The organism is Actinokineospora auranticolor (assembly GCF_041897805.1).
Lineage (GTDB): Bacteria > Actinomycetota > Actinomycetes > Mycobacteriales > Pseudonocardiaceae > Actinokineospora > Actinokineospora auranticolor.
Genome location: NZ_CP154825.1, coordinates 4301682 through 4323599 on the forward strand (window position 1 = coordinate 4301682; position 21918 = coordinate 4323599).

The 21918-nt window shown below is 72.1% G+C and carries 22 protein-coding genes; 15 read left to right on the forward strand and 7 right to left on the reverse strand.

The window, feature by feature from the left end; translation table 11 throughout:
- Positions 1-31 precede the first annotated feature (31 nt).
- Together V5P93_RS18950 and V5P93_RS18955 are read left to right on the forward strand one after the other, a co-directional pair.
- Positions 32-781 carry a hypothetical protein gene (locus V5P93_RS18950; RefSeq protein ID WP_146108128.1) on the forward strand — a complete coding sequence of 250 codons (750 nt, stop codon included), beginning with the start codon at positions 32-34 and terminating at the stop codon, positions 779-781.
- 13 nt (positions 782-794) lie between these two features.
- Positions 795-1718 (forward strand): pseudouridine synthase, encoded by a 924-nt coding sequence (locus V5P93_RS18955; RefSeq protein ID WP_104480562.1) that lies wholly within the window; start codon positions 795-797, stop codon positions 1716-1718.
- On the opposite strand, the gene V5P93_RS18960 is transcribed toward V5P93_RS18955, so the two are convergent.
- Positions 1648-1908: a helix-turn-helix domain-containing protein gene (locus tag V5P93_RS18960; RefSeq protein WP_342752287.1), complete on the reverse strand. Its 261-nt coding sequence runs from the start codon at positions 1906-1908 to the stop codon at positions 1648-1650. The genes V5P93_RS18955 and V5P93_RS18960 overlap by 71 nt on opposite strands.
- 66 nt (positions 1909-1974) lie before the next feature.
- On the opposite strand from V5P93_RS18960, the gene V5P93_RS18965 reads away from it, so the two are divergent.
- The 7 genes from V5P93_RS18965 (at position 1975) to V5P93_RS18995 (ending at position 8454) form a co-directional block, all read left to right on the forward strand.
- On the forward strand, positions 1975-3096 hold the full coding sequence (locus V5P93_RS18965; protein ID WP_104480564.1) for a Gfo/Idh/MocA family protein: 1122 nt from the start codon (positions 1975-1977) through the stop codon (positions 3094-3096).
- Positions 3093-4559: a TldD/PmbA family protein gene (locus V5P93_RS18970; RefSeq protein WP_104480565.1), complete on the forward strand. Its 1467-nt coding sequence runs from the start codon at positions 3093-3095 to the stop codon at positions 4557-4559. The genes V5P93_RS18965 and V5P93_RS18970 overlap by 4 nt, the downstream gene beginning before the upstream one ends.
- Positions 4559-5881 (forward strand): metallopeptidase TldD-related protein, encoded by a 1323-nt coding sequence (locus V5P93_RS18975; protein ID WP_104480566.1) that lies wholly within the window; start codon positions 4559-4561, stop codon positions 5879-5881. The genes V5P93_RS18970 and V5P93_RS18975 overlap by 1 nt, the downstream gene beginning before the upstream one ends.
- Positions 5878-6684, forward strand: coding sequence for a DUF4438 domain-containing protein (locus V5P93_RS18980; protein ID WP_181043618.1), 807 nt, complete (start codon positions 5878-5880; stop codon positions 6682-6684). The genes V5P93_RS18975 and V5P93_RS18980 overlap by 4 nt, the downstream gene beginning before the upstream one ends.
- Positions 6681-7472 carry a DUF4438 domain-containing protein gene (locus V5P93_RS18985; protein ID WP_104480568.1) on the forward strand — a complete coding sequence of 264 codons (792 nt, stop codon included), beginning with the start codon at positions 6681-6683 and terminating at the stop codon, positions 7470-7472. Before V5P93_RS18980 ends, V5P93_RS18985 begins: the two co-directional genes overlap by 4 nt.
- Positions 7465-8100: a GntR family transcriptional regulator gene (locus V5P93_RS18990; RefSeq protein ID WP_104480569.1), complete on the forward strand. Its 636-nt coding sequence runs from the start codon at positions 7465-7467 to the stop codon at positions 8098-8100. Before V5P93_RS18985 ends, V5P93_RS18990 begins: the two co-directional genes overlap by 8 nt.
- 222 nt (positions 8101-8322) lie before the next feature.
- Positions 8323-8454, forward strand: coding sequence for a hypothetical protein (locus V5P93_RS18995; protein ID WP_281261675.1), 132 nt, complete (start codon positions 8323-8325; stop codon positions 8452-8454).
- 201 nt (positions 8455-8655) lie between these two features.
- Here the strand turns inward: V5P93_RS18995 and V5P93_RS19000 are convergent, their stop codons facing one another.
- From V5P93_RS19000 to V5P93_RS19025, 6 genes are read right to left on the reverse strand one after another with little or no spacing between them, the layout of a single operon-like run.
- Entirely contained in the window at positions 8656-9678 is a 1023-nt protein-coding gene (locus tag V5P93_RS19000; protein ID WP_104480570.1) for a D-2-hydroxyacid dehydrogenase, read from the reverse strand.
- A complete protein-coding gene (locus V5P93_RS19005) occupies positions 9675-10901 on the reverse strand; it encodes a pyridoxal phosphate-dependent aminotransferase (RefSeq protein WP_104480721.1) in 1227 nt (408 codons plus the stop codon). Before V5P93_RS19005 ends, V5P93_RS19000 begins: the two co-directional genes overlap by 4 nt.
- A 38-nt stretch (positions 10902-10939) precedes the next feature.
- A complete protein-coding gene (locus V5P93_RS19010) occupies positions 10940-12964 on the reverse strand; it encodes an ABC transporter ATP-binding protein (protein WP_104480571.1) in 2025 nt (674 codons plus the stop codon).
- Positions 12961-13857, reverse strand: coding sequence for an ABC transporter permease (locus V5P93_RS19015; protein WP_104480572.1), 897 nt, complete (start codon positions 13855-13857; stop codon positions 12961-12963). The genes V5P93_RS19010 and V5P93_RS19015 overlap by 4 nt, the downstream gene beginning before the upstream one ends.
- The gene (locus V5P93_RS19020; RefSeq protein WP_104480573.1) at positions 13850-14827 is read right to left on the reverse strand and encodes an ABC transporter permease; all 978 of its coding nucleotides are present in this window, start codon (positions 14825-14827) and stop codon (positions 13850-13852) included. The genes V5P93_RS19015 and V5P93_RS19020 overlap by 8 nt, the downstream gene beginning before the upstream one ends.
- A 52-nt stretch (positions 14828-14879) precedes the next feature.
- A complete protein-coding gene (locus V5P93_RS19025; RefSeq protein ID WP_104480574.1) occupies positions 14880-16589 on the reverse strand; it encodes an ABC transporter family substrate-binding protein in 1710 nt (569 codons plus the stop codon).
- A 249-nt stretch (positions 16590-16838) separates the two neighbouring features.
- Here V5P93_RS19025 and V5P93_RS19030 point away from each other — a divergent pair, with 249 nt between their 5' ends.
- The 6 genes from V5P93_RS19030 to ppk2 all read left to right on the forward strand — a co-directional run bounded on the left by V5P93_RS19030 (position 16839) and on the right by ppk2 (position 21702).
- The gene (locus tag V5P93_RS19030; protein WP_104480575.1) at positions 16839-17768 is read left to right on the forward strand and encodes a succinylglutamate desuccinylase/aspartoacylase family protein; all 930 of its coding nucleotides are present in this window, start codon (positions 16839-16841) and stop codon (positions 17766-17768) included.
- A 10-nt stretch (positions 17769-17778) separates the two neighbouring features.
- Positions 17779-18516 (forward strand): SDR family NAD(P)-dependent oxidoreductase, encoded by a 738-nt coding sequence (locus V5P93_RS19035; RefSeq protein WP_104480576.1) that lies wholly within the window; start codon positions 17779-17781, stop codon positions 18514-18516.
- Positions 18513-19253, forward strand: a complete 741-nt coding sequence (locus V5P93_RS19040; RefSeq protein WP_104480577.1) for an SDR family NAD(P)-dependent oxidoreductase — start codon at positions 18513-18515, stop codon at positions 19251-19253. The genes V5P93_RS19035 and V5P93_RS19040 overlap by 4 nt, the downstream gene beginning before the upstream one ends.
- Positions 19250-19615 (forward strand): RidA family protein, encoded by a 366-nt coding sequence (locus V5P93_RS19045; RefSeq protein WP_104480578.1) that lies wholly within the window; start codon positions 19250-19252, stop codon positions 19613-19615. The genes V5P93_RS19040 and V5P93_RS19045 overlap by 4 nt, the downstream gene beginning before the upstream one ends.
- 75 nt (positions 19616-19690) lie before the next feature.
- Complete coding sequence (locus tag V5P93_RS19050) at positions 19691-20731, forward strand: LysR family transcriptional regulator (protein ID WP_374065043.1); 1041 nt, start codon at positions 19691-19693, stop codon at positions 20729-20731.
- Complete coding sequence (gene ppk2 / locus V5P93_RS19055; protein WP_104480722.1) at positions 20728-21702, forward strand: polyphosphate kinase 2; 975 nt, start codon at positions 20728-20730, stop codon at positions 21700-21702. The genes V5P93_RS19050 and ppk2 overlap by 4 nt, the downstream gene beginning before the upstream one ends.
- The last annotated feature ends 216 nt before the right edge of the window (positions 21703-21918 follow it).

Here is a 21918-nt window from a genome sequence, read left to right on the forward strand (position 1 = left end):
AGGTCGCCGGGGGCCGTTGGAGGCGGCGTATGTGGCGGCGGTGCTGGATTTCGCCGAGGACGCGGGAGAGTCGTGGGTGCAGGTCTTTCGTCCCAGCGTGGACAGCGGGTGTTCGCTGGACGACCTGGTGGCGCATCCGCTGCTCGCGCGGTTGTTCGGGCCGGACCTGCGGGGCCTGCGCGACGGCGCGCGGGTGTCGCTGCCCGCGGCCGCGGAGTTGGTGCGGTTGATGTTGCGCGGCGAGGGGCTGCACTGCTTCCTGAGGACACCGGACGTGTTCACCGTGGACGTGGGCAAGGGGCAGGACATGCAGGTGAGCAGCGCGGAGGAGTGCGTCCGGGCCGTGGCGTCGGCCCGGGCCGCTGGGCCGTTCCCGCAGCGGTGGTGGTACACGCCGTATTGGCCGAGTTGTTGTTCGAGGGTCCGACCGGCCGACGAGGGGTTCTGGTCCGAGGTCGCGGAGTTGGCGGCGGGGCGGGGGACGGTCTTGGTGGAGGAGCGGTTCGCGGACGACCTGACGCGGTGGCTCCGAGTCCGGACGGCCGAGGACGTGGCGGCGGTGGCCGCGGGGATGGTGGAGCGGTCGTTGGTGGGGGTGTGGCCGGATCCGGTTGTCGGGCGGCCGTCCGAGGACGAGGACTCCGCCGGGGTGCAGGCGCGGCTGGGTTCGGTGCCGGTGCTGGTGCGGGGCCCGCTGCCCGGGGTGGACTACGACCAGCGGTTGGCGGTGGCGGCGGTGCCGGACGCCGATGGCGTGGTGCGGTCGCCGTGGAAGCCGTGATTAGGCTGGGTGGGTGAGGCGCAAGCTCCGTTCCCCCCTCCCCCAGCGGCACGGCCTGGACGCGGCCCGACTGCGGCTGCCGGACGACGGCCCGTGGTCGACGGTGCGCGAGCACCTGGTGGAGCGGCTGCCGAGGGTGGCGCCGGACCGGATCGACGAGATGCTCCGCGAAGGCCGGATCGTCGGCCTGGACGGCCCGGTCGGGGTGGACGCGGCGTTCGTGCCGGGGATGTTCGTGTGGTTCCACCGCGACCTGCCGGTGGAGGTGCCGGTGCCGTTCGAGTTGGCGGTGGTGCACCGCGACGACGACGTGGTGGTCGTGGACAAGCCGCATTTCCTGTCGTCGATCCCGCGCGGCAAGCACGTGGTGGAAACGGCGTTGGTGCGGGTGCGGCGGGAGTTGGGGATCCCGACGTTGAGCCCGGCGCACCGGCTGGACCGGGTGACGGCGGGGTTGTTGATGTTCGTGGTGCGGCCGGAGGCGCGCGGCCGCTACCAGACGCTGTTCCGGGACCGGCTGGTCGTGAAGGAGTACGAGGCGGTGGCCCCGTTCGACCCGGCGGTGCCGCTGCCCGCGGTGGTGCGCAGCCGGATCGTCAAGGAGCGGGGCGTGATCACCGCGTTCGAGGTCGAGGGCGAGCCGAACGCGGTGACCGGCGTGGAGGTGCTCGAGGCGCGGGACGGCCTGGCCCGGTACCGGCTGCGCCCGCAAACCGGCCGCACCCACCAGCTGCGCCTGCACATGGCGGGCCTGGGCCTGCCGATCCTGGGCGACGACTTCTACCCGGTGCTGCGCGACAAACCCCTGGACGACTTCACGCGTCCGCTGCAGCTGTTGGCGCGGGTGTTGGAGTTCACCGACCCGTTCAGCGGGGAGCGGCGCCGGTTCGAGAGCCGCCTGTCGCTCGCGGCGTGGGATTCGCCGGGTTCGTGGTGAGCGCGGCGTCGACGTCGGCCCTGTGGGACTCGGCCCAGTCCTTGAGGTGCCGGATTGGCTCAAGCAGGGACTGTCCGAGCGAGGTGAGCTCGTAGTCGACCCGCACCGGCACCGACGGGGTGAAGGTGCGGGTCAGCAATTCGTTGCGTTCGAGGGTGCGGAGGTCCGCCCCCTCTGTGACCCGCACCACTATCCATTACAGTTGTCGACAATCGACAATCGACCTACGGTGGAAGCGGCGAGTGGAGGAGGGCCGATGGACGGGCTTCGGGTTGCGGTGATCGGGGCCGGGCGGTGGGCGCAGTGGGCGCACCTGCCCGGTTGGGCGCGGGACGACCGGGTCGAGGTGGTGGCGCTGGTCGACACCGACCCGCGGGTGCTCGGCGAGGCGGCGGAGCGGTTCGGGGTGCGACGGGCCTCGACCGACTACCGGGAGGTGTTGGACGATCCCTCGATCGATGTCGTCGACGTCGCCACGGCCAACTCCGCGCACTACGAGGTGGCGGCGGCGGCGATCGAGGCGGGCAAGCACGTGTTGTGCGAGAAGCCGGTGCACCGGGATTTCCGGCGGACGCGGGCTCTCGCCGAGGCGGCCAGGGCCAAGGGGCTCAAGACGAAGCTCGGGTTCACCTTCCGGTACGCGCCCGCGGTGCGGTACGCGAAGAGCCTCATCGACGCCGGGTTCATCGGCACGCCGTACGTGTTCAACGGGTTCGAGCAGAACAGCCAGTGGATCGACCCGGCCACGCCGATGCGGCAGGTCGACCCCGACGCCGACCCCGCCGTGCTCGCCACCTCGTCCATCGAGGGCTACGGGGCGCCGATCATCGACATCATGCACTGGTGGGCGGGTGGGCGGTTGACCTCCGTCGTCGGGACGATGCGCAACTTCGTCCCCGAGCGGGTGGTCCAGACCACGGGGCGCAGGCAGCGGCTCAACATCGACGACGGTGACATGTGGATCTGCGAGTTCGACAACGACCTGATCGCGTCCATCCAGTCCTCCTACGTCACGGTCGGCAACCTGCCGGGGATCGAGGCCCGCCTCTACGGCTCCGAGGGCGCGCTGATCGTGCGGCTGGTGGAGGAGTTCGGTGTCTGCCAGACGATCCGCACCGCCACCAAAGACGCCGCCGAGTACGTCGAACGCGAGGTGCCCGCCGAGTTCTTCCCCCCGGGCGGCGCGTCCACAGAGGACTGGGGTGCCCTGTTCTACGCCAACCTCTGCGCCGATTTCGCCACCGAACTCCTCGACGGCGGCGACACCAACCAGGGCGATTTCGAGCAGAGCGCGCTGGTGCAGGAGACGATCAACGCGTTCGAGGCGTCGTTCCACCGCCGCGCCTGGGTGGACTTCCCGCTCGGCGGCGCGGCGTGAGCCCGCACGGGTGGGGTGCGCTGGCCGACGACGCCACCGCCGCGGCGCTGGTGGAGGCGGCGTTGGACGCGGTCGACGGTCGGGTCGAGCACGCCGACGTGCGGCTGGTAGAGGCCGAGGAACTGCGGGTGTACCGGCAGCGCGGTGCGGACGTGGACGAGCGCGTCGAGCACACCCTCGGCATCGGCGTCCGCGTGCTGGTCGACGGCGTCTGGGGATTCGCCGCGCGTCCGTTGGCCGACAGCGCGGACGCCGTGACCGCGGCGCGCCGGGCGCACGCGCTGGCCGTGGCGGCGCGGGGCGCGTCGGAGCCGGTGCGGCTGCCGGAGCTGGAAGTCCACAGCGGACGGTACGAGACGGTCGTCGAGCAGGACCCGTTCGCCGTCGCCGAGCACACCCGGCAGGCGCTGCTGAGCGAGGCGCTGGACGCTGCGTGCGTGCCGCGGGAGGTGGTGTCCGCGCAGGTGGGGGTCAACGCCAAGCGCCAGCACCGGCACTTCGGCAACTCGGCCGGGTCGCGGCAGCACCAGCACTTCCTGGAGACCGGGGTGCTCGTGCTGGTGCTGGCCGCCGGGCACGGTGACGTGCAGCGGCGCAGCTACCCGAACTCCTTCCACGGCGACACGGCCGCGGCCGGGTGGGAGTTCGCGCTCGGGCGCGATCTCGTCGCCAACGCGGCCCGGGTGGGCGAGGAGGCGGTGGCGCTGCTGACCGCGCCGGTCGCGCCCTCGGGCACCGCCGACGTGGTGCTCGGCGGGCAGCAGATGTCGCTGCAGATCCACGAGTCCGCCGGGCACGCCCTGGAGCTGGACCGGATCCTCGGCGACGAGGTCAACTTCGCCGGTACCTCGTTCATCGGCGTCGGCGACGTCGGCTCCCTGCGCTACGGCTCCCCCGCCGTCACCATCACCAGCGACCCGACCGTCCCGGGCACCCGCGGCAGCTTCGCGTTCGACGACGAGGGCACGCCCGCTCGCCGCCGCACCCTGGTGGGCGGGGGAATCGTCCGCGACACACTCTCCACACTGGACTCCTCAGCGCGCGCGGGCCTGCCGCTCACCGGCGCCGCGCGCTCCGACGGGTGGGGCTGCACGCCGGTGTGCTTCGCCACGCACGTCTACCTCGAACCCGGGACCGGCACGCTCGACGAGTTGTGCGACCGCCTGGGTGAGGGCTTCTACGCCGAGGACAACCGGTCGTGGTCCATCGACGAGCGCCGGTGGGACTTCCAGTTCGGCACCGAGGTGGCCTACGAGGTGCGCGGCGGGAAACGCGGCAGGCTGCTGAAGAACTTCTCCTATGGCGGGACCACCCCGCGGTTCTGGGGCTCGGTCGAGGCAGTCGCCGACGACCTGCGGATCTTCGGCTACCCGTGCGGCAAGGGCGAGCCCAAGCAGTGGGGTTTCCTCAGCCACGGCGCGCCGTCCACGCTGGTGCGCGGCGTGCGGATCGGGGTGGCGTGATGGGCTTCGCCGCGCCCGTCGACCCCGCCCGCGCCACCGAGCTCCTCGCTGCGGCCGTGCGCGGGGCCGCCGCCGACCACGTCGAGGTCGCGCTGCTGGCGCGTGCCGGGGAGTACACCAGGTTCGCCGGTGAACGGGTCCACCAGCCGCAGGACATCACCGAGCAGCAGGTCGTGGTGCGCGCCGTGGTCGACGGGCACGCCGCGCGGGTCGCGACCAGCGCGCTCGACCGCGTGCCCGACGCGGTCCGCCGGGCGACCGCGATCGCCCGCGACCTCGGCCGCTCGGCGCGCGGTCCCGGCTCGGCGTGGACGCCCGAGAACGCAATCAGCGACGATCACCTGCTCTGGCACGAGGACACCGCCGCCTTCGACGCGCCCGCCCGGGTGGCGATCGCCGCGCACGCCATGGCGTCGGCGCGACAGATGGGCGCCACCGCGGCGGGCATGGTCGGCCGGGCCGTGACCCAGCTCGCCGTGGCCTCGAGCACCGGTGCGCTGCGGCACGTGGTGGCGACCGAGGCCACCGGGAGTCTCACGGTCGGCGACGGGGACGGCTCCGCGCACTGGGCGAACCTGCACCGGTCCCGTGACGGGCTGGGGCTGACCCCGGCGACGGTGGCGGACGTGGTGGCCCGCGCCGTGCGCACCCGCGGCAGGAAACCGCTGCTCGACGGCGTCTACACCGTTGTGCTGGGACCTGAGGCCACCGGGGAGCTGCTCGGGTTCCTGGGGGTGCTCGGTTTCGACGGCGGTCTGGCCGAGGCGGGTGTCGGCGTGGCCACCGGGCCGGGGCGGCGGGTGGCCTCCGAGCTGGTCACGGTGGCCGACGACGCGTCGCACCCGTTCGGGCTGCCCATCCCGTTCGACGTGTCGGGCACGTCCAAGGCCGTGGTGCCGCTGCTGACCGCCGGGCTGGTCGGCGCGGCGGTCGGCGACCGGACCGGCCACGCCCATGTGGCGCGGGAGTCGCTGCCCGCCCCGGTCGCGGCGAACGTCGTGATGGCGCCCGGTACCGACCACGACCTGGTGGCGGGTGTGGCCGACGGGCTCTACGTCGAGCGGTTCTGGTACACCCGGCTGGTCGACCGGCAGGCGAGCACGATCACCGGCGTCAGCCGCGACGCGTGCTTCCGGATCGTGGACGGCACGCTGGCCGAGCCCGTGCGGGGTGCCCGGTTCACCCAGTCCGTTTTCGACCTGCTGACCACGGTGGACGGTGTGGGCGCGGAGTTGCGGGCGCAGCCCATCATGAACGTGTGGAACGGGTCGGTCACCGCGCCCGCGATCCGCGCGCACGGCTTCCGGTTCGGCTCCCGGTGATCCCGCGCAGCAACGCCGATCGGCTGCTGACCCAGGTCCTGGTGGGCGAGGTCTGCCCGCCGCTGGGCGACCGCTTCGGCTACCGCGTCGACGCCGAGGGGCGGCCGTTCCTGCTGCCCGGTATGGGCGGGGTCACCCTCGGTGTGCGGGTCGGCGACCCGGCCACGGGCCACGCCGCCGACCACCTCGAGCCCGGCCTGTCGGTGTGGCACCCAGACCCGGCGGCCAACCACGCGCTGCAGTACCTGACGTGCGTCGGCAACGAGGTGACCGTGCTCGTCGAGGGGCGCCCGAGGGGACGGGTCCTCGGCCAGCACGCCTATGTCCTGGTGGACCTCGATGACGCGGCGGCGGTCGCGCCGGGCGACCGGGTGGCGATCCGGGCTCGCGGGCAGGGGCTGCGACTGCTGGACCACCCCGAGGTCGGCGTGCGGAACCTCGACCCGGACCTGCTGCCGCGACTGCCGGTGGAGACCGCGCCGGACGGGCGGCTGCGGGTGCGGGTCGCCGCCCGGGTGCCGTCGTCGGCGGTCGGCGCGGGGGCGGGCATGGTGTCGGAGTTCGCCAACACCGACCTGATGGGCCGCGTCGACTTGCGGATCGGTGATCTCGTCGTGCTGCTGGACCAGGACCACCGCTTCGGCCGCGGCCACCGCGCCGGGTACGTGGCGATCGGGGCGATCAGCACCGGCGACTGCCGGTTGTTCGGTCACGGACCAGGACCCAGCACGCTGCTCACCGGCCCCGCCGCGGCCTTCGACCTCGTCGACGACCCCACCGCGAACCTCGGAGCCGCCTGGTGAACACCCTGGTCCGGACCACGTTGCTCGGTGTCGTCGAGACGCCGCGCCTGGGCGCCACCCCGTACCTGATCGACCGCGACGGCCTGCCGTACGTGCCGACGGCGACCGGCGGCGTCGTGCTGGGGCTGCGCCTGGGCGACGGCGTGTTCGACGTCGACGCCGACCACGCGGCGCCCGGTGTCACGCTCACGCATCCCGACCCGGCCGCCAACCACGCGCTGACGGCGTTCGCCTGCCTGGGCAACGCCGCGGTGGTGCGCACCGGGGACGCGCGCGGCGCGACCGGGCGGGTGCTGGGCAAGCGCGAGGGCCGGGTGATCGTGGTGTACCCGCAGGACGTGCTGGCGCGGATGGTGCCCGGCGACCAGGTCGCGGTCCACGCGCACGGCCAGGGTGCGGTGGGTTCGCTCAACGTGGACCCCGCGCTCCTGCCCGCCCTGCGCGGCCGGTCGGTGCGCGCTCGCGTGCCCTCCCACCTGGTGGGCAACGGGTTCGGGCGCCCGGCGCACCAGTGGGACCTGGACCTGCAGGTGGGCCCGGCGGAGGCGGCGCACTGGCGGCTGGGTGATCTGGTATGCATTGACGACGTCGACGTCCGGCACAACGCCGGGCGCAGGGAAGGGTGGTCGACCGTGGCGGTGCTGGTCCACGCCGGGAGCCCGCTGCCCGGCCACGGTCCCGGCGCGATGCCGGTCCGGTGCGGACCGACGGCGGAGATCGACGTGCGGGTGGACCCCGTCGGCCATGTGGGAGTGACGCCGGAGCTGCTGGGGTGCCCCGGTGCCTGACCTGGAACACCTGTCGCTGCCCGACACGGTGCACCGGCTGCTGCGCACCCGCATCCTCAACAACGAACTGCCCTCGGGCACCCGCCTCATCGAGGCGTCGATCGCCGAGGAGCTGGGCGTCAGCCGCGCGACGGTCCGCGCCGCCCTCGCCCGGCTGGCGGGTGAGGGCCTGGTCGAGATCAGCCCGCGCAGGCACAGCATCGTGACGCGACTGTCCCACGAGGACATCCAGGACGCCTGCTACGCCCGCTATGTGCTCGAAGAGGGCGCGGTGCGGGCCGTGCTGGCCCACGGCGCCGCCGAACTGGTGGACCCGCTCACCGAGTTGGTCGCGCGGATGGAGCACGCCGCGCGCGACCGGGACCTGGCGGTGATGGTCGACCTGGACACCGCCTTCCACGGGAGTCTGGTGGCTGCCGCCCGCAAGCCGCGGTTGGCCCGGTTGTTCGCGGGCATGGACGCGCAGATGGGCGCGGTGATGCGGTCCTCGCTCGAGGAGCAGCACCTCGACCTGGCCGAGATGCCCCGCATGCACCGGGACCTGGTGGACGCCTTGGCCGGCGGCGACCCGGCACTCGTCGCGTCCACGCTCTACCGGCACTACCTGCGCGAGGACTACGTGCTCTGAGTCGCTGCGGTCGGTCGGAGCGGGCACCGGGTCGTCGCACGGCACCAGCGCGTCAACGGTCGCTCGGGGTGCGTCGGTCCCGCTGCGAGATCGTCCCATCGAGGTGGGCACTTCCGCCCACCGCCCCTGTTCGCGCAGGTACCGGCTGAGAAGAGCCCGCACCACCGCGCGAGTGTCCGCTGTCGACTCCGACTGTTCTCGGGCGAACTCGCGGAGCAGGTCGTGGAAGCGGTATCGGCGTTGTCCCGCCGAGTCGGACTGCCCATGGCCATCTTCCAGGAGTTGCGCGTCGACCAGTCGGTCGATCACCGCGCGACCGCCGCTGCCCGACGTGACGCCGAGCGCGACAGCTGACCCGCGCGTCATCGCCGCTCGCCGCGCTCAGTACGTCCAGCGGCCGTTCCCGGCGTGGCTGGTCGGCCAGCCGGGCCTGCGACTGCCGGGGCCGTGTCGCCAGGACCGCGCCCGCCATCCGGATGGTGATCGGCAGTCGGCAGGTGGCCGCAGAGCCGGGCGGAAGTCGGGGAGTGTGGTGGACGTGCGGGGTGCCCATGGCTAGTAGCCCAGATCCGGCCGATACACGTTTCGCAGGGGTGTGCCGTCCAGCCAGCGGCGGAGGTTGTCGCAGAACAGGGTGGTGATGAGGGCGTTCTCGTTGGCGGCGGTGGAGGCGGAGTGCGGTGAGATCACGACGTTGGGGAGAGTCCACAGTGGCGAGTCGTTCGGCAGGGGTTCGACGGTGGCCACGTCCAGCACCGCGCCGCGCAGGGCGCCGCCTGCCAGGGCGGTGGTCAGGGCGAGCTCGTCGACGACTTGGCCGCGGGCGATGTTGACCACCACCGCGTCCGGCTTCATGGCGGCGATCTCGGCGGCACCCAGGAGGCCCTCGGTGGCCGGGGTCAGCGGGCAGGCCAGGACGACGGCGTCCACAGTGGGCAGCACCGGGCCGATCGCGTCGAAGGTCACCACCGCGGAGACGCCGGGGGCGGTGGCGGTACCGCCCGGGCGGATCGCGCCGATCACCTCGACGCCGAGACCTGCCAGCACCGCCGCGGTGTGGCGGCCGACCGCACCCAGGCCGACCACCAGCACGCGTTGGCCCGCGAGGGTCCGGCTCGTGTAGCGGGTCCAGCGGCGTTCGGCCTGCCACGCCTTGAGCCGGGGGATGTCCTTGACGAAGTGCAGCAGGCCCGCCAGCACGAACTCGGCCAGCGGCACCGCGTGCACCCCGGCGGCCGTGGTCACCACGACCTTCGACAGGTCCAGCGGGTACCGGTCGGTGAACCGGCCCAGGCCCGCGCTCGTGCCCTGCAGCCAGCGCAGGCGGGGGAAGTCCTCGTTGACCCGGTCGGGGGCGCGGCGGTCGAAGTCGAAGGCCACCTCGGCCGTGGAGGTGAGGTCGAACCACCGGGCCCGCTGCGCGCCGGTCAGTTCCGGCAGGACACCGACGTGGTCGCCTTCGTAGCGCGGTACGGGCAGCAATTCCGGTTCGTACAGCACTTCCACCCGAGGGTCGACCGCCGCGATGCGGGCGACCAGGTCGGGTTCCAGCGGTGAGCAGATCACGACCCTGGTCACGAGGTCACCGCCGCGTCGCCGAGCGCGTCGACCATCCGGTCCAGGGCCGCCGCCCAGCCGGTCTCCTCGCGGGCGTAGCAGACCCGGAACCGGCCGTGGCCGGACGGCCCGAACTGGTACCCGGGGCTCACGACCACCCCGGCCCGCTCCTGCAGCACCCGCGCCACCCGGACGTCGTCGAGGCCGAGTGCGGAGACGTCCGGCCACAGGTAGGCGGTGCCCGCGCCGGGCCGCACCACCAGGCCACCGACCCGGCGCAGCCGCCGCGCGCTCAGCTCCCGCAGAGCGGCCAGTTCGGTGACGCGGGCGCGGACGAACTCGACGTCGTCGACCAACCAGTGGGTCAGCACGTGCTGGGAGTACGCGGGGGCGCGCAGGCAGGAGATCGCCATGACCTGCTCGATCGCGTCGACCACGGGGGCCGGGCCGATCGCGACGCCCACCCGGTACCCGCTCAGCGACTCCGTCTTCGAGCCGCCGAGCAGGGTCACCGTCCGCTCCCCCATCCCCGGTTCCGCCGCGAGGTGGGTGAACGGGACGTCGTCGTAGACCAGCCTGCAGTACAGCTCGTCGACGACCACGAGGAAGTCGTGCCGCACGGCGAGCGCGGCCAGCCCGCGCACCGTCTCCGGGGTGTACACGGTGCCCGTGGGGTTGTTCGGGTTCGAGGTGAGCACGAGCTTCACGCCCGCGCGGGCCGCGGTCTCCAGCGCGGCCAGGTCCAGCTGCGGCCCGGCGGGGTGCTCGACCATGCCCACGCGCACCACCCGGGCGCCCAGGAACCGCAGCATCCGTTCCACGAACAGGTACTCCGGGTCCGCCAGCGCCACCACGTCGCCCGCGTCGACCAGGGCGCTGAGCGTGGCGAACAGGCCGCCCTGGGTGCCGGTGGTGATGATGATCTCGCGGTCCGGGTCGACGTCGACGCCGAGCAGCCCGGACACCGACCGCGCGCACGTCGCGCGCACCGCCGCGTTGCCGCGGTAGCCGGTGTAGGCGAGTTCGCCGTCGCTTGCCGCGGCGGTGAACGCGGTCAGCGCCCAGGGCGGTGGGGGGAAGCGGACGGTGTCGAAGTGGGTGGTGTCCAGCAGCCCGTGGCCCGCGCCGTCCAACCGCAGTCCCAGGTCCGCCTCCCGCACGGACATGCCGAGCGTGTCGGCCCGTTCCGGCAGGTGCGTGCGCAGCACCCGCCGGGATTCCACGGTGTCACGGGTTGCCGCCATGTCGGTGTCTCCCTCTGCTGTCGAGTGGTCCAGGTGGTTCACGGCCGCGCCCAGTGGCAGGCCACGCCGTCCAGCAGCGCGGGCACCTCCCCGGCGCACCGGGCGCGTTGCGCGTCGGTCAACCCGCCCAGGTACTCGGGGCACCGGGTGCGGAACCGGCAGCCCGACGGCGGGTCCACCGGGCTGGGTACGTCGCCGGTCAGCACGATCCGCTCGCGGGCCCGTTCCTTGCGCGGGTCGGGCAGCGGCACCGCCGAGACGAGTGCGCGCGTGTACGGGTGGCGCGGGTGGTCGAACACCGCGTCGCGGTCCCCGGTCTCCACCACCCGCCCCAGGTAGAGCACGGCCACGCGGTCGGCGATGTGGCGCACCACCGACAGGTCGTGGGCGATGAACAGGTACGCCAGCCCCAGCGCGTCCCGCAGGTCCTCCAGCAGGTTGATCACATCGGCCTGCACGGACACGTCGAGGGCGGACACCGGTTCGTCGAGCACCAGCACCCGGGGCCGCAGGGCCAGGGCGCGGGCGATCCCGATGCGCTGGCGCTGACCACCGGAGAACTCGTGCGGGTAGCGCTCGGACCCCGCCCCCGACAACCCCACCGACCGCAGCAGCTCCAGCGCCCGGACCCGCGCCTCGCGGCGGCCGGTCCCGTTGACCCGCAGCGGTTCCGCGACGAGGTCGGCCGCGGTCATCCGCGGGTCCAGGGAGTTCATCGGGTCCTGGAACACGATCTGCAGGTCCCGGGCGTGCCCGCGGCGCGCCAGTGGTTCACCGTCGAGCAGCACCCTGCCGCCGGTCGGGTCCTCCAGGGACATCAGCAGTCTCGCGATGGTCGACTTGCCCGAGCCGGACTCGCCGACCAGCCCCAGCGTCTCCCCCGTCGACAGGTCGAACGACACGTCGCACACCGCGTGCAACTCGCCCCGGTCGCGGCGGAACAGGCCCGCGCCGCGCACCCGGTAGTGCTTCACCAGCCCGGCCGCGGTGACGATCGGCGTGGCCTGCTCGGCCACGGGCGTGTCCGGCGGCAGGGGCGCGGGGCGCGGTGGGAACACGTCCTCCGGGCGCCTGTCGACGAGGTCGGCGCTGAAGTGGCAGGCGGCCAGGTGTTCGCCGTCGACCGGCGCCAGAGGTGGCTCCTCGGTGCGGCACAGATCGGTGGCCAGCGGGCACCTCGGCGCGAACGCGCACCCCGTGATGGGCCGGTCCAGCGCGGGCGGGGTGCCCGCGACGGGGGTCAGCCGTGCGTCCCGGGCGCCGTCGAGGCGGGGCAGGCTGCCCAGCAACCCCAGGGTGTACGGCATGCGCGGGGTGTAGAAGACCTCCTCGACCGTGCCGGACTCCACGACCTTGCCCGCGTACATCACCACCACCCGGTCGGCCTGCCCGGCGACCACACCGAGGTCGTGGGTGATGAGCACGGTCGCCGCGCCGGTCTGCTCGCGGGCGGTGCGCAGCGCGTCGAGGACCTGGGCCTGGATGGTGACGTCCAGCGCGGTGGTGGGCTCGTCGGCGATGATCACGTCCGGGTCGTCGGCCATGGCGATGGCGATCACCACGCGTTGGCGCATCCCGCCGGAGAACTCGTGCGGGTAGTCCGCGACCCGGTCGCGCGCGTTGGGGATGCCGACCAGCTCCAGCAGCGCGATCGCGCGCTCGACGGCCTCCTCGCGGCCCAGGCCGGGGTGGTGCGCCCGCACCGCCTCGGCGACCTGGAACCCCACCGAGTAGACGGGGTTCAGCGCGGAGAGCGGGTCCTGGAACACCATCGCCACGGACCGGCCGCGCACCGCGGCCAGCTCGTCGTCGCGCAGCCCGAGCAGTTCGCGGTCGCGGAACCGGACCGATCCGCCGACCCGCGCGCCGTGCGGCAGCAGCCCCATCACCGCGAGCGCGGTCGCGGACTTGCCGCACCCGGACTCGCCGACCACGCCGAGCACCTCCCCCGCCCGCAGCGACCAGGACACCCCGCGCACGGCGGTCACCCGGCCGCGCTCGTCGGGGAAGGACACGGTGAGGTCGTGGACGCCGAGCACCTCGGTCGTCGCCTGCCGGGTCATCGCCTGCTCCGGGACCGGGTGTTGTCGAAGGCGTCGCGCAGCCCGTCGCCGATGAAGTTGACGCTCAGCGCGATGAGCACGATGAACAGGCCGGGGAAGTAGAACAGCCACGGCCGGGTGGCCACCGCGGTCTGGTTCTGGCTGATCAGCAGCCCCAGCGAGGTGTCCGGCGGGCGCACCCCGAAGCCGATGAACGACAGCGCCGTCTCGGCCAGGATCGCGACCGCCACGATGATGGTCACCGCGACGATGATCGTGCCCAGCGCGTTGGGCAGCACGTGCCGGAAGATGATCCGCCACGAGCCCGCGCCGAAGGTGCGCGCGGCGGCGATGAACTCGCGCTCGCGCAGCGACAGCACCAGGCCGCGCACCAGCCGGGCGACGTAGGGCCAGGTGAGGGCGGCCAGCACCAGGCCGATCAACAGCCAGCCCTGGCTGGAAGCGCCGACGTTGTTGGCCAGCACGGCCGCCACCGCGATCGCCGGGAAGATCAGCACCAGGTCGGCGACGCGCATCATCAGCGTGTCGACCTTGCCGCCGTGCAGCCCGGCCACCGCGCCCCACACGCTGCCGAACACCCCGGACACCGCGGCCACGAACAACGCGATCTCGACCGACCGCTGCGTGCCGCGCAGCACCTGGGCCAGCAGGTCGTAGCCGGTGGCGTCGGTGCCGAACGGGTGCTCGAGCGACGGCGGGTGGGAGTTGTCGGGGGTGTACACGTCGTAGGAGTAGTGCCACAGCGCGCCGCCGACGAACGCCAGCAGCACCAGCAGCAGAAAGACGACCAGGCTGGCGGTGGCGAGCCGGTGGCGCAGGAACCGGCGCGCCACCAGCCGCCACCGGGGGGTGGCGACCGGCACGTCGCCGCCCGCCCGCGTGATCTCAACCAAGGCGAACCCTCCTGTCCAGCACGGCGTAGAGCAGATCGGCGACGAGGTTGAACACCACGACGATCACCGACACCAGCAGCAGCCACGCCATCACGGCGTAGATGTCCTTGTCCCGCACCGCGGACAGCAGGAACGAGCCCATGCCGCGCCACTGGAACACGGTCTCGGTGACCACCGCGCCGGAGAACAGCACGGCCAGGTCCAGCGCCACGACCGTGGTCAGCGGCACCAGCGCGGTGCGCAACGCGTGGCGCACCAGCACTTTTCGCCGCTTGATCCCCTTGGCGCGGGCCAACCGCACGTAGTCGCTCTCCTGCACCTCGATCATCGAGGACCGCACGAACCGGCTCCACGGCGGGAAGGCGGTCATGGCCAGCACGATGGTCGGGAGCACCAGGTGGCCCAGCACGTCCGCCACGGTCGGCCAGAACCCGGTCGGCGGTGGGATGGAGGCCTCGCCGACCGTGTAGACCAGGGTGGACCCGGTGGCCTGGTTGAGGTCGATCGCCTGCTGCTTGAGCAGGATCGCGAGCCAGAACGCGGGCATCGACAGCAGCAGGAACCCGATGGCGGTGAACGCGTAGTCCACCGCGGAGTACCGCTTGACCGCGCTGACCACGCCGACCACCAGGGCCAGCGCCAGCGCGAGCAGCACGGCGAGGGTCACCAGGCGGGCCGAGACCCACAGCCGGGGCCAGATCTCCGCGCCGATGTCGATCTTCTTGACCGACGGGCCCCAGTCGCCGCGCGGGATGCCGGTCAGCCAGTGCCAGTACCGTTCCAGCACCGGCTGGTCGAGCCGCATCCGGTGCGCCTCGGCGTCCAGCACCGCCCTGGGCACCGGCGGCTGCTTGGCCTTGAGGTCGCCGAGCGGGTCGCCGGACGCGCTGACCATGACGAACGTGATGAACGAGCCGACCAGCACGATCGGGACCGCGTGCAGCAACCGCCGCAACACGTAAGCCAACATCGCTGCCTGCCTTCCCCTGGGGTGGCGCGGGTCGGGCGACCCGCGCCACGCGTCAGCCGGTGATGCCCCACTCGCCGCCGTTGTACGGCGGCCCGAAGTAGGTGCCGTTGGCCCGGACGTTGACCAGGTTCGCCTTGTACACCAACAGGTCTGGCACCTGGTACAGCGGCAGGATGTAGGCGTCCTCGGTCAGTTGCGCGTCCACCCCGTTGAGGAACCCGGCGACCTGGGTCTCGTCGGTGGCGCGCAGCGCCTTGGTGAGCAGGTCGTCCACGACCGGGCTGGAGTAGCCGCCGAAGTTCAGGCCCGCCTTGGTCATGAACGCCTGCGAGTACTGGGAGGCCAGGAACGTCTGCCCGATCCAGCCCATCGCGAACAGGTCGAAGTCCTTGCCCGCCTGGTGGGTCACGGTCGCGCCGACCGAGTCGGTGGTCTGCACGTCCACCGTCACGCCGAGCTTCTTGGCGGTGTCGGCGAACAGTTGGCACACCGTCTGCAGGATCTGGTTGTTCTGGATGTAGCGCATCGTCAGCGGCGGGACCGGCGTGCCCCTGGGATCGATGAGCCTGCCCGCGTCGATCTTGTAGCCCGCGTCGGTGAGGATCGAGGTGGCCTTGGCGACGTCGCCGGTGCCCAGCGTGCCCAGGTTGTCCTTGTAGCCGGGCTGCTGCGGTACGTAGATCCGGTTGCGCAGCGGCCGGGCGTCGGAGGTGAGCTGGCCGACGGTCTTGCCGATGGTCTGCCCGACGTCCATCGCGGTGAACAACGCCTTGCGCAGTACGGGATCCCGCATGGCGGGGTTGTTCAGGTTGGGCAGGATCATCTGCTTGCGCAGCCCCTGCACGAGTTGGTACTTCACGCCGCCGAGCGCCTGCACGTTGCGCAGCAGGTCGACCTGCGGGTCCGGGTTGATGATCTGGACCTCGTTGTTCTGCAGCGCGGGCACCTCCTGCGAGGTGTCGGTGATGACGCGGAACACCAGGCTGTCCACCGTGACCGGCTTGCCCCACCACTTCGGGTTGGGCACGAGCGTGGCGGCCTGGTTGGTCTCCCAGGACTTGAACATGAACGGGCCGCCGGACCAGTCGGGGAAGGAGTCCTTGTAGCGGAACCCGTCGTTGAACGAGGTGGCCAGGCCCTCGGGGGTGCCGTCGTCGCCGAGTTTTCGGGCGACGTGCGCGGGCAGGATCGGGCCGAACAACGACTTCCAGTCTCCGAACGGCTCGCTGAGGGTCACCGTGACCGTGCGCCCGTCGTCCGTGCCGACCAGGGAGGTGATGTGGTCGTAGCCCATCGTGGAGGCGGCCTCGCACTTCGGGCACAGCTTGGGGTCGGAGGCGCGCCGGACGTAGTCGAAGTCGGCCGCGGTGATCGGGGTGCCGTCGTTCCACACCGCCTTGGGGTTGATCTTGTACACCAGTGTCTGCGGTGCTGTGCCGGTCTGCTCGGCGCTGACCAGCAGGTCCTTGTTGAGCTCGACGGTCTTCAGGTCGGGCAGGGTGACGAACGGGGCCGGGTCGTAGACGTCGGCGACCAGTTGGGTGGCCACGCCGATGTCGGCCCCGAGCGGGTTCCAGTTGACGATGTTGCGTTCCAGGACGTAGGTGATCGTGCCGCCCTGCTTCGCCGTGCCGGTGTTGACCGTGTTGGGATCACCCGTGACCAGGTTGCCCGTGTCGGCGCCGCCCCCCGGGGTGCCGGTGGAACAGGCGGTCACCACCGCGGCGACGGCGAGTACGGCGGAAATCTTTCGACCTTTCATGCTGCTCCACATCTCTCAACGATGGGGCGGATCGAGGTCATCAGAGTGAACAGGCGAGTTCGCGGGAATGGCAAGCAACAATCGGTGAAGCCCCCCGTTAAGACCTGCTAATCGCGGTCCGAGCTGGGGATGTGTGCGTCAAGCAAACGTAACCGGGCGCGTTGCCGAACTCTGTCTTGTGCTCGGCGATCGGGTCTGCACAGAATCCGTCGACCGAATGTTGCGCGCAATGGACATCAGGAGGGAAATATGCCGACACTCGCGGAGACGATCGAGTGGAACGATCACCCGGTTGCCTCGTCACTGGCCTACGGCACCGTCGACGTGCGGATCGGGACGGTCGGGCACGGCGGCCCGGTCGGGTTGGTCGTGGCGAGCGTGCACGGCGACGAGGGCCCCTGGGGCACCCTCGCGGTCAACCGCCTGCTGGCCTCCGTGCGGCGGGAGGAACTGCTCGGCACGCTGCGGGTCGTGCCCGTGGCGCACCCGCTGGCGACCGAGGCCGACGCCCGCCAGACCCACCTGGACCTGCTCGACCTCAACAGCTCCTTCCCCGGCGACCCCGGCGGCTCGCACACCCAGCGACTGGCCGCGGTGCTGGCCGAGCACGCGGTCGACGGCGCCGACGTGGTGCTCGACGTGCACGGCGGCGGCAGCTGGAACATCAACTGCTTCACCTACCGGTTCCCCGGCAGCGAGCACGTGGCCGAGTGGATGGGCACCCCGCTGATCCTCGACGGCCCCGACCGCGCGTCCAGCCTCACCGGGTACGCCCGCGTGCGCGGCGCGGTCGCGGTGTGGATCGAGATGGGCGGGCGCGGCGAGTTCGAAGAGGACAGAGCCGCCACCGTCACCCGCGGCCTGCGCCGGGCCCTGGGCAAGGCAGGCGTGCTGACCGAGGCCGACCTGCCCGACGAGCCGGGCACGCCCGCCACCGGCAAGCTGCCGCTGTCGACCTCCCGGCCGGGCATCTACCAGCCGGTGCTGCGCGAGTCCGCGCTCGGCACCGTGGTCGAGGGGGGCACGGTCGTCGGCCACCTGCTCGACCCGGTGTCCAACGAGGTCCTGGAGACCTTCCGCGCGCCGTTCCCGCGCACCGCGCTCGCCCTGCTGCGCCCCACCCTGGCCCGGATCGAGTCGCCCGGCCAGGTCGTCGCCCTCGTCGCCGAGATCGTTTAGGAGAACCAGGATGATCGACCCCACCGGCCGGTTCGCCATCGTGGCGGGCAACGCCGAGGACATCGGCCACGCCGTCGCCCGCGAGCTGGCCGCCGCGGGCATGACCGTGGCGGTGCTGTGCGACCAGGCCGACGCCGTGCGTGCGCTGGCCGAGGAAGTGCCGTCCGCGCACGCGTTCGTCACCGACTTCACCGACGCGGACGCGCTGCGCGCCGCCACCGAAGAGGCGGTGCGGCGGTTCGGCACGCCCCGCCTGGTCGTGCACAACTCGGCGGTGTTCCGCGAGGTCCCCGTGCTGGAGCTCGACGTCGCGGCGTTCAAGGCCGAGTCCGACAGCATCCTGCAGAGCGCGTTCGTGCTGGCCAAGGCGGTGTGGCCGCACATGGTCCAGGCGCGGGACGGCAGCATCGTGTTCGTCTCGTCGGGCTCGGCGCTGTCGGGCTTCGCAGGCGAGGCCGCCTACGTCGCGGGCAAGCACGGACAGGAAGGGCTGATGAAGGTGCTCGCGCTGGAGGGAAAGGAGTACGGCGTCGCCGTCAACACCATCACCACCGGCGCGCCCATCGACGGCCCGCTGGCCTACACCTACACCGATGCCCTGCGCGCGGTGATGGTGCCGCCGTCGCGACTGGCGCCCGCGTTCGCGTTCCTGGCCGGGATCGACGCCGACTTCGCCACCGGCCAGCGGTTCAACGCCTTCCAACTCTCCGAAGCCATCCGAACCACCCGGGAAGGGGTGTCCGCGTGATCGACATCAACGGCAAGGTCGCCTTCCTGACCGGTGCCGCCGAGGGGCTGGGCCGCGAGATCGCGCGGGAGCTGGTCGCGGGCGGCATGCGCGTGGCGATGGTGGACGTGCAGGGCGAGAAATTGACCGCGCTGGCCGAGGAGTTGCGCGCCGACGGCGCGGACGTGCTGCCGCTCGTCGTGGACCTGGCCGATCCCGTGGCCGCGGCGGACGCGGTCGAGCTGGCACTGGCGCACTACGGCACGCCCCGGGTGCTGATCCACAACGCCGCGGTCCTCAAGGAAGTGTCCATGTTGGACGTGACCTTCGAGGACTGGCGGCGCGAAGTCGACATCATCCTCGGCGCGGCCTACGCGCTGACGAAAACCGTCTGGCCGCACATGGTCCAGGCGCGGGACGGAAGCATCGTGTTCCTGTCCTCGGGGTCCGCGCTGTTCGGCTTCGTCAAGGAGACCGCGTACACGCCGGGCAAACACGCGCAGGAAGGGCTGATGAAAGTACTGGCGCTGGAGGGGAAGGAGCACAACATCGCGGTCAACACCACCTCCACCGGCCGTCCCATCGACACACCCATGTCGGACTCCCACTACACCGAGGAGATGCGGATCGGGATCGTGCCGCCGTCCCGGCTGGCGCCCGCGTTCGCGTTCCTGGCCGGGATCGACGCCGACTTCGCCACCGGCCAGCGGTTCAACGCCTACCAGCTCTCCGAGGCGATCCGGGTGACCCGCGGATGATCCCGCCCGCGGGCCACTACCAGCCGTTCGTGCGCGCGGGCGACACCGTCCACGTGTCCGGACAGGTGCCGCGCCTGCCGGACGGCGGCTACGAGCCCGCCGACGTGGCCACCGAGACCGCGCTGGCACTGCGCAACCTCACCGCGGTCGTGCGCGCGGCGGGCGGCGACCTGACCGACGTGGTGAAGGTGACCGCGTACCTGACCGACGCGGCCGACTTCGCCGAGTTCGACCGGGCCTACGCCGCCCACTTCGGCGAGTGGAAGCCGGCCCGCACGACGGTCGTCGTCGGGCTGCGGTCGGTGAAGGTCGAGGTGGACGCGGTACTGCACTTGCCGTTGACGATCGATGGCGGTGCGTGACAGTTGCCCGGATCGTGCCGGTGTTGTGCCAGGATGACCCCTGGCGGCGGGTACGGAGAGTGAGGTGACGCCGGCGTGCTGACGGTGAGCCTGGCGGGACTGCGCGCGATCGACGCCCTCGCCACCCACGGGTCCATGACGGCCGCCGCCAGCGCGCTCGGCTACACCCCGTCCGCGATCTCCCAGCAGATCGCCCGGCTCAGCCGGGACGTGCGCCAACAGCTCGTCGAACACCAGGCGGGCCGCACCACGCTGACCCCGGCGGGCCGGGTCCTCGCCGAGTCGGCCGGGCGGATCGTCATCGAGCTGGAGAGCATGAACGCCGAACTCCAGGCGCAGGCCGAGACCGTCACCGGCACCCTCACCATCGCCGCCTTCCCCACCGCCGCCCGCGGCGTCCTGCCCGCCGCGCTGCGCGAACTCGCCGACACCTGGCCCGCCCTGTCCCTGCGGCTGATCGAGGCCGACTCGCACCGCGCCGTCGAACTCGTCGCCCGCGGCACCGCCGACCTCGCCGTCGCCCACGACTGGATGGCCATCCCGCTGGCACTGCCCGAGGGCCTGCAATCCCGGCACATCGGCGACGACCTGTCCGACGTCCTCGCCCACCACGCCCACCCCCTGGTCGACCGCCCGTCAGTCGACCTCGACGAACTCCGCGACGAGTCCTGGCTGCACGAACCCGGCTCGGTCGCCCACGACTTCCTGATCAACGCCTTCCACCGCACCCCCAGCCCCACCCGCTTCACCCACATCGTCAGCGAGTACGCCAGCCAGATCCAACTCGTCGGCGAGGGCCTCGGCCTGGCCCTGGTCCCCCGCATGGGCCGCGGCACCCTCCCCCGACCGTCCGCCCCCTCACCATCCGCTCACCCCCCATCCGCCGCATCTACGGAGTCTGGCGCCTGCCCACCGGCCGCCGCCCCGCCATCACCGCTGCCCTCACCGTGCTCCACTCCGTCTGCACCCGCCAGGAACACGACTGAGCCGGCCGCGCACCCACGCGGCGCGGACCGGGCAGACGACCGGGGTCCGCGACTCCGGCGTGCGGCACACCGGGACATCAGGCGAAATGTCTGGTTGATTCCCTGGTGCGCGGGTACCAGAACGGCATGACCGAGCACGAACTCCTGTCCGCGGCGGCTGCGTTCCCCGAACTGTCCGACGAGGTGAAGGTCAGCTTCACCGACGGCGAGGAGCCGGAACTGCTCCGTCCGGACGGGACGGTGGTGGACACCTGGCGCGAGAACTACCCCTTCACCGAGCGGCTGGGGCGCGCGGAGTACTCGCGGGCCAAGCGCCTGCTGCACATCGAGATGCTCAAGCTGCAGTACTGGGTGAAGGACACCGGGCAGCGGGTGGTGATCGTGTTCGAGGGCCGCGACGCGGCGGGGAAGGGCGGCACGATCCGGCGGTTCACCGAGAACCTCGACCCGCGCGGCGCCCGGGTCGTCGCGCTGGGCACGCCGTCGGAACGCGAACGCGGGCAGTGGTACTTCCAGCGCTACGTCCAACACCTGCCCACCGCGGGCGAGATGGTCCTGTTCGACCGCTCCTGGTACAACCGCGCCGGGGTCGAGCGGGTCATGGGCTACTGCGACGACGAGCAGTACCGGCGATTCCTCCGCCAGGCCCCCGACTTCGAGCGGATGCTGGTCGACGAGGGCATCATCCTGGTGAAGCTGTGGTTCTCGGTCTCGCGCGCCGAGCAGCGCACCCGCTTCATCACCCGCCAGGTCGACCCGGTCCGCCGGTGGAAGCTCAGCGCCAACGACCTCGCCTCCCTCGACCGCTGGGACGACTACACCCAGGCCAAGGTCTCGATGTTCCGCGCCACCGACATCCCCGAAGCCCCCTGGACCGTCGTCAAGAGCAACGACAAACGCCGCGCCCGCCTCGAAGCCATGCGCAGCCTCCTGGCCAGGGTGGACTACACCGACCGCGACCTCGACGTCGTCGGCACCCCCGACGGGCGCATCGTCGGGGCGGCCAACACGCTGCTGGAAGAAGGTGAGGACGACACGTCACTCAGCCCCACACCCCTGGCCCCGGACCTCACCGACGAGCCGGGCCTGCACCCGACGTAACGCCCCCGCCGCCACGACCTACGCCCCGAGACCGCGGCGGAGCTCGTCCGACATTTTCCTGAAACCGGATACCTGCTTCCTGCGCACGCGTCCGGACCGCCGGAGAACACGACGAAAGCACTCCCGCCAGGATCCCTTTTGTCCCCGACCGACCAACCCCGATCCCACAGCGCGGTCGTCGCTGGGGCGACAACGCGCCACCCGCGTTGTCGCGCG

Bases quoted from the DNA above. Each gene is read 5' to 3' on its own strand.
- V5P93_RS18965 (WP_104480564.1), top strand. From the start codon at position 1,975: ATGGACGGGCTTCGGGTTGCGGTGATCGGGGCCGGGCGGTGGGCGCAG.
- V5P93_RS18975 (WP_104480566.1), top strand. From the start codon at position 4,559: ATGGGCTTCGCCGCGCCCGTCGACCCCGCCCGCGCCACCGAGCTCCTC.
- V5P93_RS19005 (WP_104480721.1), bottom strand. From the start codon at position 10,901: ATGGCGGCAACCCGTGACACCGTGGAATCCCGGCGGGTGCTGCGCACG.
- V5P93_RS19010 (WP_104480571.1), bottom strand. From the start codon at position 12,964: ATGACCCGGCAGGCGACGACCGAGGTGCTCGGCGTCCACGACCTCACC.
- V5P93_RS19020 (WP_104480573.1), bottom strand. From the start codon at position 14,827: ATGTTGGCTTACGTGTTGCGGCGGTTGCTGCACGCGGTCCCGATCGTG.
- V5P93_RS19025 (WP_104480574.1), bottom strand. From the start codon at position 16,589: ATGAAAGGTCGAAAGATTTCCGCCGTACTCGCCGTCGCCGCGGTGGTG.
- V5P93_RS19030 (WP_104480575.1), top strand. From the start codon at position 16,839: ATGCCGACACTCGCGGAGACGATCGAGTGGAACGATCACCCGGTTGCC.
- V5P93_RS19035 (WP_104480576.1), top strand. From the start codon at position 17,779: ATGATCGACCCCACCGGCCGGTTCGCCATCGTGGCGGGCAACGCCGAG.
- V5P93_RS19045 (WP_104480578.1), top strand. From the start codon at position 19,250: ATGATCCCGCCCGCGGGCCACTACCAGCCGTTCGTGCGCGCGGGCGAC.
- ppk2 (WP_104480722.1), top strand. From the start codon at position 20,728: ATGACCGAGCACGAACTCCTGTCCGCGGCGGCTGCGTTCCCCGAACTG.